Consider the following 14537-nt stretch of genomic DNA (forward strand, 5'->3'; position numbering starts at 1 on the left):
CGCTAAATGGACAGAAGCTGCCTCCAACTCCGCAGACCGAACTGGTGGGTCCCGCTCTCATCTTTAGAAGGTTCAAGACCTGTGTCGATTTTTTGGATGATATCCAAATCATTCGTTCCTCCTGATGGTGCCACAGTCCCAGAAGAGAGAAGCATCCCCGAGGGCCTCCGAGAGCTGTCACCCACAGGGACAGTGCCGTCCGGCCTTCCTGGCACCACAAACACCGGCTTCTTCGGCTCTCCACCCGTCTCCATATTGACCTGCATGCGCCAACCTTTACCTCCCGGCTCACAGGGATCGGTGGATGGAATAAAAGTTGTGAATTTGACCTTGCCGGCATCATTGGTCCCGGTAGCTTCAGGTTCCGTGATGACCCGCTCGCCTTTTCCGGGGAGATCAAGATACCACCCATCCTTGCTGCCGACCGTAAAGCTTGAAAGGGTCCGGTACACGGCTCCCGAATACGTCACCTCCGTTATGGTCTGACCGACCAGATCAGCTCGCGTCAGATTTTTCGTCGAGTTATCATCCTTTACCCCGTAAAAGCTTTGAGTGAATGATGTGGTCTTGTCCCCCTCGTCAAGGTATTTCCCGGTGCCGAAGAAGACATACTGATACCCGAGGCGCACCACCACGTCAGGAGCGGCGGTTATCGGCTGGGTGACCCCGGCGGCAAAGATGCAGTCAGCCTTCCACTGGGCCATCTTGGCGCTGCTCACGTCAAACCGCCACATGTTCCCTTTGAGATCCCCGGCATAGAGGGTGTCGGCGAAGCCGTCCATATCCCTGTCAATGGCAGCGGGAGAGGCAAGCCCATTAGGGGAGACACCACTGAATGCCGACTTGTCGACAACGATCTCGTTGATGACCGCTCCCGTGGCGAGGTCGGCAATGATGAGCGAAGCGGCCTTGCTGCTTGTGGGTCCCTCATAGCCGTTCGCAAGGGCCGCAACCCAGCGGAATCCGCTGGTTGCCGTTTCATCCCTCAGCTTGAGGATCAGGGGGGTTCCAAACGAGTACCCCAGACCGTTCGGTGTTGCCGATGATGTGGCGGTAAGCTCCCATAACGGTATCGGATTGGCTGAATCAGTGATATCGAGGGCGAAATACCCCTTGCCGCCGTCGCGGAGACCGCAGACGGCTATGGAGCGCCACCCCGCGGTTCCGGCAGTGGTACCGTCGGCATTTTTCGTCTGGATATAGGCGTCGGCAACCGTGATCGCGCCATTGACGTAACTTGTATGCGTATAGGGATCATTTCTCAGGAGCTTCAGCTTGCTTAAGAGAATATTCGGGATGAAAGCCCATGCTTCGTCACCGGTCGCGGCGTCAAAGGCGTGGAGCATCCCGTCGTTGGCCCCCGCCAGAATGAGCGATGTTCGGGTTGCCCAGTTCCTCTTGAATGCTTTGTAGGCTGCATCGGTGTAGGCACCGTCGGGAGGGCCGTAGACGACGGGCGATGATGAGATGATGTCCCCGAGCTTGCTCGTCCGGTTGCGATACCCAGCGGGGTTTGTTGTTCCGTAGCGATCACCGCGGATATACCCGATGAGATCGCTGGCCTTTGCGGACGAAAAATTCATGAATCCCGCACCCGCCAGTTTGGTCCCGTTGGCGGTACTGTACTCAAGCCGCTTGTACGTGCCACCGTCCACGCCGGCGGTATAGATTGCCCGGGCAGATGAGCGACTATTGAGTCGAGAGCCCGCCTCCCATTCGGGAGAGTTCGGATAACCGATGATAGCACCGGTGGCGGCGTCAAGCTTGAAGGCCTCCAGATAACCGTTCCAGTCCGGTGACTTGAATCTTGCCCGATAGAGCGTGCTGTTCGAGTTCAGAAACGGGGTATTCACGGCGACGCTGCTTCCTGCCGCCATTTTGGACACAATATCGGCCAGGGCATTCTGGACGGCCGTGGCAAGACTGATTCCCGACGTCGTCGTGAAGTATTTTCCCCCTCCGTTCACCGCTGTCTGATCGAGGAGGGCGCTGTCCAGCGTCAAGCCGATGGTGTAGGTGGAGACATTCTGCACCCTGCCACTGAACGGCGATGCGTTGCCGTCATGCATGTCTTTCGCCACATCGACCAGATGGCTCGGAGCGTTTTCGTTCTCTTTGTCATAGGGGTCCTTGGGACAGCCGTAGGAAGCAAACGGCCCTTGATAACAGTTGTCGTAGGTCGGCTCCCCGTCAGTCACGATAATCGTGTAATTCTTCTGGCACCCGTTGGTAATGGGGGTCGTATAGGTTCCCGAATTATAGAGGGAATCCCCCCCCCTGAAGTATTGCCAGATTTCCGAGAGGGTCTCCCCCAAGGGGGTCCAGGTTTCTGCATTGATCCCGTCCACCGCCGCATCGACGGTTGTCGGGGTCAGGGCGCCGCAATCCTTTACCTTGCTCCCCCCCTGGCTGTTGTTCAGCTTGAACAGGCCAAACCTGACACCCGAGACATTCTTAACCACGTCGCTGATGACAGATCTGGCCGTCTGGATTCTTGTCACCCGGATCGATGCATCGGTGGCTAGGCTGCCGTACTGGGCCGCAGTCGCATGAAAAAAAAGCCAGTTCAGGTAGTTGCCATTCCAGCGGGTGTCAACATAGGGAAACGGAAGCGTGATCGAGCGGCCATTGACTGTGTACTGGTTCTGATTGTTACCATCGACGGTGTGCCCCGTGTCCCTGCTCACCAGGTAATAGGGATTTCCACTTTTACTGTAGTCAATTCTGTTAAAGTAAATTTCGCCCCCCCTGAACGAGCCGGAATACACGGTACCGGGACTGTAGTCCCGATGCTCCATGATCGTATTCATGCTGCCGGAGTTGTCCAGAAGAATCATGACGTTCGGCTGCACGCTGCCGGTCAGGAACAGAGGGTACTGGGAAATCGCCGCAAAGGCCATGGCCGCGAGAATGCCGGCAGAGCAGAGAATTGCGGCTGACAAGAGGATTTTGCGTGCATGAAAATTGCTGATTCTCATTGCAGTCACCAGTAGGCGGTCGTCACGACCTGGACCTGCCTGTGCACCAGATAGGTGCTGTTGGCCCCGTCGACCGTTATGCGGTAGTAGTGCTGGACGCTCTTCGGCCCCTTGGAGTTCATGCCGATGGTGCTACTCATGTTGTAATTCGGGGCGTCTTTCAGGTGTTCGATATAGTACCGGAAATGGATATCCTCCACTGTCTGCCAAGAGCACCACGTGGCGTCCTTGCGCGCCACGGTCCCGTCATAAAACCAGCCGGGGGAGGTGATGGTGGTTTCCGGCGGGGAATTCTGCTTTCCGAGCCATTCCAGGGCATCGCGGACCCCTGTCTCGGCTGCGTAGAAAGCCCGCTGGGATTCCTGATACGTGCGGCTTGAAATCATTTCATAGAGGGTCGCATGATTCAGTACCGTCATCAGGATGGTGAGGACCATCAGCAGTATGATCGCCACGACCAGCGCAGCCCCCCGCTCATTCAGCACCCGTCCCCCCATGCAACTAGTCCCGGAACCCAAGATTGCGCACATAGATGATCGTGCTCATGGCCATCCTGCGGTAACCTGCCGAATTTTTCACTCCGCCATTGCCATAGGAGCCCGTCAGTTGAAGAGATTGCCCAGGATAGCGGGGATCGGGCTTTTCGGTCTTGACAATGATGCTCACCTGAATCGCCCGAAGGTCCTTCGCAACAAAACCGGGATCGCCAGCATTCTTCCACGTGCCGTCCTTAAACTGATACCGTATCTGAAGGTCCTCGACGCCGGATGCTACTATTTTCGTGCGTTGATTTGCCGGAGGGTCAATAAGGCTGAGGTCTTCGACGGTCTTGATCAGGTTCTGCCGGGCATCCACTGAATATGACACACTTTTCGCCTGCATCAGCCTCAGGTTGAGAACCTTGCTTCCAACGCCGTATGCGACGTCGAGAGCTCCTCCTGGAGGATTATACCCTCCGGGGTTGTGATGGATCTTGTCGGGAGCTGTAACATTCGTCGCCTGAAAGCGCGTAGCCGGCTTCCCCGGATCGCTCGGATCGTAGACGAGAAACAGGTCTCCTTTTATGAAATCGTCATTGAGCGTGCGCGAGGGGGGGACGGAGCCAACGGCGCTGACCTTCATGATCGATGAATTTGTAGGGTGATCCACCGAAACGATATAATCATACCCCACGTCGCTCTCGGCCCCGCTGTACAAGACCTTGATCGAGTCGGGCTCAGTGCCGCCATCCAAGGCCTCGACCACCTGCCAGGAGGGAGTTTTCTCGCCGTAAACCTTTATAGTCAGGTCGCCCATATCCATAAGGCCGTAGCCGGTGTTTTTAAGCTCACGCTCCATCTCGTTCATGGCCTGCCGCGCCTGCTGCTGCATCCTGATGGTGGCCTCGCGTACACCATACTCCTTCTGCCCGGTGATGAACACAGTGGACAAGCCGGCACTGATCACCGCCAGAATAACGATGACCACAAGCACCTCGACAAGCGTGTACCCCCTCATAGACCTTGGCTGCGCTGTCAACGCCACACACGTCATTGTCTAGTACTCTTTCCGCCTGACCATGGTGAAATCCCTTGTCTTCCTGGCGCCGTTTTTGATCCACGATATCCTGGCGGTCACGATCTTCATGCTGCCGGCCGAAGATATCCGCCACTGTCGCGCCTCGAAGGCAGCGGCAGCCAGGCTCTTGTCGCCGAACGGTTCGGGATAGTTCTGAAATCCGCTTGTTTCAGGCAAATCGTCATACTTCATGGTGCCGATCCGCTCCAGCATATCCTGGCCAAGGTTTGCCGCAGTCGTCATGTCTCGACTGAAACGCCCCGACGTTGTAGAGGCCCAGAGCACCAGAAAAACCGACAGAAAGCCAACCACCAGAAGAAACATGGCAATCAGCATCTCAACGAGGGTATACCCTTTCTGGTTCAAACGGCTGGTCATAACAGTCCCACTGTTCCTTCGCAACGGCTACCGTTTTATTGACTGATATGCCGAACAGCGTTTCTCAGCCGCAGTCAGACGGTTCATTGTTTCTTCGGCAGAAATGGGAGGCGGTTCTTTAAGCAATGATTGCTCCATGCACTCCTCATAACTTCGGAAATGCTCTTGGGAGGCTGCCGCAGAAACGCTGGAAAGCATTCGCCGTTTGGCGGCAACTCGTCCTGGATGTTTTGCTGGATGGATTATGCCGACACGTGACGGCGCAGGACGGCTACCTTGCTTTTTTCTCACAACCGGAACATTTTCCTGCCGGATAGGATTATCGGTGAAGTAGACGCTCCCGTCCCGTGACGGCAGACGATAAACAACCGTGGGCGGAGGTGGCGGTTCTTCCTCCTCCTCTTCCTCCTCTTCATTTTTGCCCTCGCCGGGGCCTTTAACCGATGCCTTGGGGGCACCTTCGCCAGCGCTGTCACTCTCCTTGCCGGTCACTGGGGGTACAGCGGCAGAAGCGGCCGTATCTTTCTTCGCTGAGCCATTCTGTCCAGGCAGCATGAAACCGTTCTTGTAAAACGCCACACCGAAATCGTTCAGTTCCGGAATCCTCTGGCGATGGCATGAATCACATTTCATGCCGTATTTACGCGAAAAAGCCGACATGGCATGGACGGACCCAACAAAGGGTACACTGCCAAGCATGACCGCCATGAAACTCAGCATTATCAGGAAGGATCTCATTCTTCTCTCACAATCGGCATTGTATTGGTCCATCGGCAAAAAAAATCAGCGTATGGTCCACATGCATGAAAAGTTATGCAAGATTTTGGTTTCCAGATCTGGCACTGAATGTAAGGGACAAAACGCCAATCGCGACCTGCGAAGTATCGGAAGATTGGCACGATTCCAAGCTTAAAACAACTGCATTCTTGCCCATTGATCTAGTCCTGTGCTACAAATTCGCATATCCATTTTACAGCGAGGTTGTCACCATGCCCATCGCCACAAAAATCGCCGGCCATATCTCCAAGTCATCCTGGATCAGGAAGATGTTCGAGGAGGGAGAGCGCCTGCGCCAGGTCCACGGGGCCGAGAACGTGTACGACTTCACCCTCGGCAATCCCGACACGGAGCCCCCCCGGGAGTTCCAGGAGGAGTTCGCCCGCCTCGCCACCAATCCCATCCCCGGAATGCACCGCTACATGAACAACGCCGGCTACCAGGAAACCCGGGCCGCCGTGGCTGAGGTGCTTGCCGAGGCGTCAGGCCTGCCAGTCGGGGCGGAGCATGTGGTAATGGCCTGCGGGGCCGGCGGCGCCCTGAACGTGGTCCTGAAGACCATCCTCAATCCGGGCGAAGAGGTGATCATCCTCACACCCTACTTCGTGGAGTACAAGTTCTACATCGACAACCACGGCGGGGTGCCGAAGGAAGTCTGGACCAACAGGGAGACCTTCCAGCTGAACATCCCAGCCATCGAAGCCGCCATCACCAACAAAACCCGGGCCGTCATCATCTGCTCCCCCAACAACCCCACCGGCGTCATCTACCCGGAAGAGAGCCTGAAGCAACTGGGCGAAATGCTTGCGCGGGCAGAGCGGCGCTACGACCGGCAGATTTACGTCATCTCCGACGAACCCTACGCCCGGATCGCCTTTGACGGCAAGCATGTGCCGAACATCTTCCGGTACGTGGAGAGCTCGGTCATCGTCACCTCCCACAGCAAGGACCTGGCACTCCCCGGCGAGCGGATCGGCTACCTGGCCGTCAACCCCAGTGCCCGGGGAGTAGAGCAGTTCATGGAAGGGGCGGTCTTCAGCAACCGGGTCCTCGGTTACGTGAACGCGCCGGCCCTTATGCAGCGGCTCGTGGCGAAGCTCCAGCGGGCCTCCGTGGACATCGGCGAGTACCAGTCCAAGCGGGACCTTCTCTACGACCGCCTCACCGCCATGGGCTTCGAGATGGTGCGGCCCGACGGCGCCTTTTACCTCTTCCCCAAGTCACCGCTGACCGACGATGTGGAGTTCGTGAAGATGGCCCAGAAGCACCGGATTCTGCTGGTTCCCGGGGCCGGCTTCGGCGCCCCCGGCTTCTTCCGGATTGCCTACTGCGTCGACCGGGGAATGATCGAGCGGAGTCTTCCCGCCTGGCAACAGCTGGCCCGGGAGACGGGGCTGGGGGGATAGCGTTGGAGGGAAACTCCACGAAAAAGAGCGGTGCCTGAAGGGGCATCGCTCTTTTCGTCTCCGGCATGACCGGGGCGTCACGCCGGGGGAAGCGTGAACGAGAAGGTTGCGCCCCGGTTCGGCGCCGCATGGGCCCAGACCTCGCCGCCGTGGCGATGAATGATCCGCTGGACCGTGGCAAGGCCGATGCCGGTCCCCTCGAACTCATCGCTGCCATGGAGCCGCTGGAAGGCATTGAACAGCTTGTCGACGTAAGCCATGTCGAAGCCCGCGCCATTGTCCCGAACGAATAACACGCCCCGCCCGTCGCGCTCTTCCCTCCCGAACTCGATCTCCCCCTCCTCGATCTTTCCCGTGAACTTCCAGGCGTTGCCGAGAAGGTTCTCCATCACCACCCGCAGGAGACGCGCGTCTCCCATGGCCCTGAGCCCCTCCTGAATGGTGATCGTTACCTTCCGTTCCGGATTGCTCTTGGTGAACTCACCCATGATCTCCCTGGTCATGTCGCTCAGGTCAACTGGCTCGAACGTCATGTAGTCCCGGGTGTAACGGGAAAGCCTGAGAAGGGCGTCCACCAGCTCATCCATCCGCCTGGTGGCGCGGACGACACGATCCAGATACCCCTTCCCCGTTTCGTCGAGCCCCTCGGCGCAATCCTCAATGAGGATGCTGGAGAACCCCTCGATATGGCGCAGCGGAGCACGCAGGTCGTGGGAAACCGAGTAGCAGAAGGATTCGAGTTCACGGTTGGCCGCTTCGAGTTGGGCGGTCCGTTCCATGACCCGGAGTTCGAGTTCGGCATGGAGCCTCCGGTTTTCCTCCTCAACCCGCTTGAGAGCCGTGATATCGCGGTTGCTGGCGCGGCGGCCCCGGCTTTCCCCCTCACTGTCGTAAACGGTCTGGCACACATGGGATATCCAGCGGGTTTCGCCCCCCTTGGTGATGATGCGCAGCTCCATCGCGCTCTTTTCGTTGGAGGACAGTGCCTCCTCGTTGTGCCGCGCTATCATCTCCCGGTCGTCGGGATGAACGATTGCCGCGTTCAGGGAGGGGTCGGCGTAGAACTCAGCAGGGGCATAGCCGGTAATATCCAAGCAGGCAGGCGAAACGTATGAAAGGATACCCTCGGGCGAGAGCCAGAAATCCCAGTCGGAGGAATAGTCGGCCACGATCCGGTACCGTTCCTCGCTCTCCCGCAAGGACTCCTCAGCCCTTTTGCGCGCGGTGATGTCGGTGGCGATATGGATGATCTTGTCCACCTTTCCCCCATCGTCGAAGACAGGGGTGCACGACACGAGAAAGACACCGCCGAAGGCCTCGGCCTCCACCTCGATCGTCTCCACACCGTTCGACAGGAGCATCATCTCCATGGGGCACCCCCGTGGCGCCTCGGTGCATCCCGAATTGTGGAAGACCTCGTAACATTTCCTGCCGACAATTTCCTCTTCGCTTGTCCCCGCGGCCTTCACCACGGCCCGGTTGGCGGCAACGACCACGTGACTGGCATCGAGGATCACCGTCGGATGGGCAATCCCCTGAAAGATACCCTCCCACTCGCGGCGGGCACGGAACAGTTCCTGATGTACCAGGCTGCATTCAGCCTCACGCACCTCGAAGTCCCGGATGCGCTCGCGTAACGTTTCAATCTCCCGCTGCAGTTTGACGATCACGCCTGACTCTTCATCCATTGCTCCTCCATGCCGCTACCCCATCCTGCGAAACACCTGAAGTATTTGCCTCCAGGGAGGATACACAAAAATCCGGCAAAAAAGAAGGGCCATGCCTTCCTGGCCATGGCCCCGTCTCAATCAATAACGCAACGGAACTCCTTACTTCTTGCCCAGGGCCTCCAGCATGGCCGCCCCCATTTTCGTGGGGCTCGGGGCCACGACCACGCCGCACTCGCCCAGGGTGCGGATCTTGTCCTCCGCCTTCCCCTTCCCGCCGGTGATGATGGCGCCGGCATGGCCCATCCGCTTTCCCGGGGGGGCGGTGACCCCGGCGATGAAGGCGGCCACGGGCTTCCTCATGTTCTCCCGGATCCACTCGGCAGCGTCCTCTTCGGCGCTCCCGCCGATCTCGCCGATCATGAAGACCGCCTCGGTTTGCTTGTCCTCGTTGAAAAGCTTCAGGACATCGATGAACTGCATGCCGATGATGGGGTCGCCGCCGATGCCGACGCAGGTGGACTGGCCGAGCCCGGCCTCGGTGATCTGCTTCACCGCCTCGTAGGTGAGGGTGCCGCTGCGGGAGACAACACCGATCTTGCCGGGCTTGTGGATGTAGCCGGGCATGATCCCCACCTTGCACTCGCCCGGGGTGATGACACCGGGGCAGTTGGGCCCCACGAGACGGGTCTTGCTTCCCTGGAGAATCCGCTTCACCGGCACCATGTCGCGCACCGGTATCCCCTCGGTGATGCAGACAGCCAGGTCGACCCCCGCGTCGGCCGCCTCAAGGATGGCGTCGGCGGCCCCAGGGGGCGGAACGAAAATCATGGAGACATTGGCGCCGGTGTACCGCACCGCCTCCTCCACCGTATTGAAGACCGGAATCCCCTCGATGTGGATCCCCCCCTTGCCCGGGGTGACGCCGGCCACGATCCTGGAGCCGTAGTCCCGGCACTGCTGGGTGTGGAAGAGGCCGCTGCGGCCCGTGATTCCCTGGACGACTATCTTTGAATCCTTGTTGATGAGTATGGACATTGATGATCTCCGTGTTGTCTGTAATGTAATGGCCGTCAGCCCAGCATCTGCACGATCCGCTCCGCCCCCTCACCGAGGGAGTCGGCGGTCTGGACGTTGAGCCCCGAATCCACCAAGAGTTGCTTCCCCTCCAGCACCTTGCTCCCGTCCATCCGGACCACGATGGGAAGGGTGCAGTGGACCTCGCTTGCCGCCTCGATGATCCCTTGGGCGATGACGTCGCAGCGCATGATCCCGCCGAAGATGTTGACAAAGACCCCCTTCACGTCCGCATCCTCCAGGATGATCTTGAAGGCCTCGGCCACCTTCTCGCGGGTGGCGCCGCCCCCCACGTCCAGGAAGTTGGCCGGCTCGCCGCCGTATTCCTTCAGCACGTCGAGGGTGGCCATGGCCAGGCCGGCGCCGTTCACCATGCAGCCGATGTTGCCGGAGAGCTTGATGTAGGAGAGATCGTACTTGCCGGCATTGATCTCCAGGGTGTCCAGCTGGGAGTAATCCATCATGTCGGGGTATTCCCGATGCCGGAAGACGGCGTTGTCGTCGAAGTTGATCTTGGCGTCCATGGCCATGAGCCAGCCGGCCCGGGTCACCACCAGGGGGTTGATCTCCACCAGGGAGCAGTCCTTGTCGAGCACGACCTTGTAGAGGTTCAGCATCAACTCCACGCAGTCCTCGCAGAGGCTCCCCGTGAGCCCCAGGGCCAGGGCGATCTTGCGGGCCTGGTAGGGGCGCAGTCCCGTGTAGGGGTCGATGGTGAGGACATGGATCTTCTCGGGGGACTTCTGGGCCACTTCCTCGATGTCCACCCCCCCTTCGGCGGAAGCGATGAGGCAGTAACGGGAGGTTGCCCGGTCCAGGGTGATGGAGAGGTAGAACTCCCGGGCGATCTCCACCGCCTCCTCCACGAGGATGCGGCGGACCTTCAGCCCCTCGGGGCCGGTCTGGGGAGTCACGAGACGCTTGCCAAAGAGTTCCTTGCCGTAATCCTGGGCCTGCTCCGGGTGATGGACCAGTTTCACCCCGCCGGCCTTGCCGCGGCCACCGGCGTAGATCTGGGCCTTGATGACGCAGCGCCCCCCCATCTCCTTGGCAGCTCGTTCCACCTGGTCGGACGTGAGTGCCACCCGCCCCCGCGGAACCGGGATGCTGTACGAGCTCAGGATCTCCTTTGCCTGGTACTCATGAATGTTCATGCCCCCTCCTTTTTAGTTTAAATAAAAGTGTTTTAGGTATACCACAAAATAAAACAGTGGTTAAGAATAAAATTTAATATACCGCTTCTCCGTATAACCACCAGAAAAAGAAAAGAAAAAGTGTTTACACCTCCCGTTGAACTTTTATAATACTACCAGACACTTCATCAGGAGGAAGCCGTGGCCGGCACAAACGTCGAGGAGCTTATTGCCAGGGGCATCCGGGCCGCCAACAGCGGCAAGACATCCCTTGCCCTCGAATGCTTCGAAGAGGCGGTAGAACGCAGAAATACCCCCGCCAACTGGTCCTATCTGGCCTTCTGCCTCGCCAAGGAGCGCCGTCAGTTCGATCGGGCAATTCAGCTTTGCCAGGAGGCGATCCGCAAAGATCCCCAAAACGCGGTCCACTACCTGAACCTGGGGCGAGTGCATCTCCTGGCCGGGCGCACGAAAGACGCCATCCACGTATTCCGCCAGGGACTCCTGTACGAGGCGAACGCCCACATCGAGGCTGAACTGCGCAAGATCGGCCTTCGCAAGCCGCCGGTGGTAGGATTCCTCAGGCGGAATCATCCCATTAATAAGTATCTCGGCATAATGATGAAAAAGTTGAGGCTCAGGTGACGCCCATAACCGGGAGGGATGTGGCCATGGTCAGATATCTGGAAATCAGGAGCAAGGCTAAAGCTGAGTTCATCGACATCACCTCCCTTGTACGGGAGCAGGTGCGGGGTTCCGGCGTCACCTGCGGCGTTTGTCATATCTTCGTCCTCCACACCACCGCCGGCCTGACCATCAATGAGGGGGCAGACCCGGCCGTCCAGCGGGACATACTGACCTATCTCGACCGCCTCGTCCCCCGCGACCCGTACTTCACCCACAAGGAAGGGAACTCCGACGCCCACATCAAGTCGACCCTCACCGGGACTTCCCTGACGGTCTTCTTCAACGAGGGGAAGCTCCTGCTCGGCACCTGGCAATCCATCTACCTCTGCGAGTTCGACGGGCCGCGCCAGCGCAAGGTTGCCCTCAAGATCGTCTCCTGCTGACGCCGCCATGGGCGACAGGCTCACCTTCGTCTACGGCCCCGGCGTCGACATCAGCTATCGCGTTGTCGGCCACGGCCCGACGCCGGTCGTCTTTGTCCACGGCTTCGCGGCTGCCCTCACCACGTGGGACGACATCGCCCCCCTCTTCCCGGCAGAGCGTTTCACCCTCTATCTTATGGATCTGAAGGGGTTCGGCTTTTCCTCCAAGCCCCGCACCGGCTCCTACGCCATCGAGGAGCAGGCCGCGGTGACAACTGCATTTCTGAAGGCAAAGGGACTTTCGCGCGTCATCCTGACCGGGCATTCCCTCGGCGGCGCCATCGCCCTCCTTGTCACCCTCCAGGCCCGGGACCGGGGAGACACGGGCCTCGTAGCGCGGCTCATCCTCGTCGCCTGTTCCGCTTACCCCCAGAAGCTCCCGCGGCTCATGGGATGGCTCCGGATTCCGTTCCTGGCCCGCATCGGCATGGCCCTGATCCCGGTGCGCACCATTGTCCGCTACACCCTCGCCCGGGTCTTCCACGACACGAGGGCCATCACTCCCGAGCGAATCAGGCGTTACGAGCACTGCTTCGGCCGGCGGGGCATGGCAGGGATCCTGATCCGGAGCGCCCGGGCCATCGACCCGGACAGCTACGGCGCGATCACGGCCCGCTACCGGGAGATCGACATACCTACCCTGATTGTCTGGGGAAAGGAGGACCGGATCGTGCGGATCGGTCAGGGAAAGCGGCTCGCTGAAGAGATGCCGGATGCCCGGCTCGCGGTGATCGATGGCTGCGGCCACAACCCCCACGAGGAGCGCCCCCGCGAGACCCTTGCGGCGATTATGGAGTTTCTGGGGAACGGAGGGGAGCGGGAGGAAGCGAGTGGCCGGTCCTGGCGTGAAGCTCGTCGATGAAATGCCGGTAGGCCATCTCGCCAGCGATGAACTTCGTGATCATGACCCCCATGCCGCTCTTCTTCACGAGATGGATCATCTGGGGGGGAACCTTCTTGGTCCAGCGAACCATCCCCTCCAGGAAGACCGGCTCCTCGTCGGGGAGGGTCAGTTCGATCTGGATGCGGGTGCCCGGCGGGCAGAGGTTGGTGGTTTTGATGAAGAGACCGTGGGCCGAAACATCTTCGGTGTAGGCGAGGCGCGTGGGAGTAGTCGTGCCGAACCGCAGCGACAGCCGCTTCTTGTGCCTGGTGATGTCCCGTTTTTCCGCCATGGGCCCCTTACCTTTCAACAGCTTTCATTAACGGGCGGATAGTAGCACACCTTACCCCCCGAAATGCAAGGAAAAGTGCCGGCGTGACGGCCCATTTCAACTTTTGCAGCCACGCCGTTCCTACTGGAGGACCCAATGCCCCCCCTATTCCACCCGACCCCCGTGAACGGCCCCTTCGATGACCCCGGCGTTTACGTGGATTTCCTCTTCGAGCGCCGGGCCATCCTCTTCGACCTGGGAGACATCACTCCCCTCCCGCCCCGGAAGGTTCTCCGCATCTCGGACATCTTCGTTTCCCACACCCACGTGGACCACTTCATCGGTCTCGACCGGGTGGTGCGCCTCTGCCTGGGGCGGGAGAAGCGGCTCCGCCTCTACGGCCCCCCCGGCTTCACGGACCAGGTGGCCCACCGGCTGGCCAGCTACACCTGGAACCTGGTGGAGAGCTATCCCACCGACTTCACGGTGGAGGCCACAGAACTGGCTCCGGGCGGCGGGGTAAGGACGGTGGAATTCCACTGTCGGCGCGAATTCGTGCCGGAAAGCGAGAGCTGGGGGCACATCTCCAACAGCGTCATCCTCGACGAAGAGACCTTCCGGGTGCGGGCCGCTTTTCTGGATCACGGCACCCCCTGCCTCGCCTTTGCCCTGGAGGAAAAGCTCCACGTGAACGTCCGCAAGAACCGCCTGGAGGAGATGGGACTCCCCACGGGGGAGTGGCTTCGGGAACTGAAGAAGGCGATCCTTCGGGGGGAGCGGGACGATCTTCCCTTCAGGGTCTGGTGGCGTGAAGGGGGCCAGGTGCGGGAGAAGATCCATCCCCTGGGAGAACTGCGGGAGCGCCTGGTGGGGATAGTGCCGGGGCAACGGGTTGTCTACGTGACCGACGCAGGGCTCACCCCGGAGAACGGTTCGCGGATCGTGGAACTGGCCCGGGAAGCCGACTACCTCTTCATCGAGACGACGTTTCTCCATGCGGAGGAAGAGCGGGCCCGGCAGCGAAGCCACCTGACCGCGCGGCAGGCGGGTGAGCTGGCCCGGGAGGCGGGAGTGGCGCGGGTGGTGCCGTTTCACTTTTCGCCCAAATATAGGGGGATGGAAGAGATGCTCCGGACGGAGTTGGAGGAGGCGTTTTTTAGCGAAAAAACACCTGAAACACAGAGCAACTGAGCAACGGAGAAAAACAAGAGCGAATCACCTGCCACAAGCAACCAGCTATATTCCTGCCTGATAGCCCTTTTTTCTGCTTTTGATTTCTCCGTGTGCTCCGTTGCTCCGTG

At 59.6% G+C, this 14537-nt stretch carries 14 protein-coding genes; 5 read left to right on the forward strand and 9 right to left on the reverse strand.

What is annotated here, in order from left to right; genetic code table 11:
* Positions 1 to 2: 2 nt before the first annotated feature.
* The 5 genes from KJB29_RS13150 to KJB29_RS13170 are packed head-to-tail and all read right to left on the reverse strand — an operon-like array spanning position 3 to position 5651.
* Positions 3 to 2978 carry a pilus assembly protein gene (locus KJB29_RS13150; protein ID WP_215734942.1) on the reverse strand — a complete coding sequence of 992 codons (2976 nt, stop codon included), beginning with the start codon at positions 2976 to 2978 and terminating at the stop codon, positions 3 to 5.
* 5 nt (positions 2979 to 2983) lie between these two features.
* Complete coding sequence (locus tag KJB29_RS13155; RefSeq protein ID WP_215734943.1) at positions 2984 to 3475, reverse strand: pilus assembly PilX family protein; 492 nt, start codon at positions 3473 to 3475, stop codon at positions 2984 to 2986.
* A 4-nt stretch (positions 3476 to 3479) separates the two neighbouring features.
* Complete coding sequence (locus tag KJB29_RS13160; RefSeq protein ID WP_215734944.1) at positions 3480 to 4511, reverse strand: prepilin-type N-terminal cleavage/methylation domain-containing protein; 1032 nt, start codon at positions 4509 to 4511, stop codon at positions 3480 to 3482.
* 3 nt (positions 4512 to 4514) lie between these two features.
* On the reverse strand, positions 4515 to 4913 hold the full coding sequence (locus KJB29_RS13165; RefSeq protein ID WP_004514451.1) for a type IV pilus modification PilV family protein: 399 nt from the start codon (positions 4911 to 4913) through the stop codon (positions 4515 to 4517).
* A gap of 27 nt (positions 4914 to 4940) precedes the next feature.
* Positions 4941 to 5651, reverse strand: coding sequence for a cytochrome C (locus KJB29_RS13170; RefSeq protein WP_215734945.1), 711 nt, complete (start codon positions 5649 to 5651; stop codon positions 4941 to 4943).
* A gap of 251 nt (positions 5652 to 5902) precedes the next feature.
* On the opposite strand from KJB29_RS13170, the gene KJB29_RS13175 reads away from it, so the two are divergent.
* The gene (locus KJB29_RS13175; protein ID WP_215734946.1) at positions 5903 to 7096 is read left to right on the forward strand and encodes a pyridoxal phosphate-dependent aminotransferase; all 1194 of its coding nucleotides are present in this window, start codon (positions 5903 to 5905) and stop codon (positions 7094 to 7096) included.
* Positions 7097 to 7173: 77 nt separating this feature from the next.
* On the opposite strand, the gene KJB29_RS13180 is transcribed toward KJB29_RS13175, so the two are convergent.
* The 3 genes from KJB29_RS13180 to sucC all read right to left on the reverse strand — a co-directional run bounded on the left by KJB29_RS13180 (position 7174) and on the right by sucC (position 10994).
* Complete coding sequence (locus KJB29_RS13180) at positions 7174 to 8784, reverse strand: PAS domain S-box protein (protein ID WP_215734947.1); 1611 nt, start codon at positions 8782 to 8784, stop codon at positions 7174 to 7176.
* A 141-nt stretch (positions 8785 to 8925) separates the two neighbouring features.
* Positions 8926 to 9801, reverse strand: coding sequence for a succinate--CoA ligase subunit alpha (gene sucD / locus KJB29_RS13185; protein ID WP_215734948.1), 876 nt, complete (start codon positions 9799 to 9801; stop codon positions 8926 to 8928).
* Between the two features lie 35 nt (positions 9802 to 9836).
* On the reverse strand, positions 9837 to 10994 hold the full coding sequence (sucC, locus tag KJB29_RS13190; protein WP_215734949.1) for an ADP-forming succinate--CoA ligase subunit beta: 1158 nt from the start codon (positions 10992 to 10994) through the stop codon (positions 9837 to 9839).
* Positions 10995 to 11174: 180 nt separating this feature from the next.
* Between sucC and KJB29_RS19575 the strand changes: the two genes are divergently transcribed.
* The 3 genes from KJB29_RS19575 to KJB29_RS13205 are packed head-to-tail and all read left to right on the forward strand — an operon-like array spanning position 11175 to position 12944.
* Complete coding sequence (locus KJB29_RS19575; RefSeq protein WP_215734950.1) at positions 11175 to 11618, forward strand: tetratricopeptide repeat protein; 444 nt, start codon at positions 11175 to 11177, stop codon at positions 11616 to 11618.
* A 26-nt stretch (positions 11619 to 11644) separates the two neighbouring features.
* Positions 11645 to 12043: a secondary thiamine-phosphate synthase enzyme YjbQ gene (locus KJB29_RS13200; protein WP_215735034.1), complete on the forward strand. Its 399-nt coding sequence runs from the start codon at positions 11645 to 11647 to the stop codon at positions 12041 to 12043.
* 7 nt (positions 12044 to 12050) lie between these two features.
* Positions 12051 to 12944, forward strand: a complete 894-nt coding sequence (locus KJB29_RS13205) for an alpha/beta fold hydrolase (protein ID WP_215734951.1) — start codon at positions 12051 to 12053, stop codon at positions 12942 to 12944.
* Here KJB29_RS13205 and KJB29_RS13210 read toward each other — a convergent pair.
* Positions 12871 to 13257: a PilZ domain-containing protein gene (locus KJB29_RS13210; protein ID WP_004514442.1), complete on the reverse strand. Its 387-nt coding sequence runs from the start codon at positions 13255 to 13257 to the stop codon at positions 12871 to 12873. The genes KJB29_RS13205 and KJB29_RS13210 overlap by 74 nt on opposite strands.
* Positions 13258 to 13392: 135 nt before the next feature.
* Here KJB29_RS13210 and KJB29_RS13215 point away from each other — a divergent pair, with 135 nt between their 5' ends.
* Complete coding sequence (locus tag KJB29_RS13215) at positions 13393 to 14427, forward strand: ribonuclease Z (RefSeq protein ID WP_215734952.1); 1035 nt, start codon at positions 13393 to 13395, stop codon at positions 14425 to 14427.
* The last annotated feature ends 110 nt before the right edge of the window (positions 14428 to 14537 follow it).

It is taken from the genome of Geobacter grbiciae, assembly GCF_018531165.1.
Classification (GTDB): Bacteria; Desulfobacterota; Desulfuromonadia; order Geobacterales; family Geobacteraceae; genus Geobacter; species Geobacter metallireducens.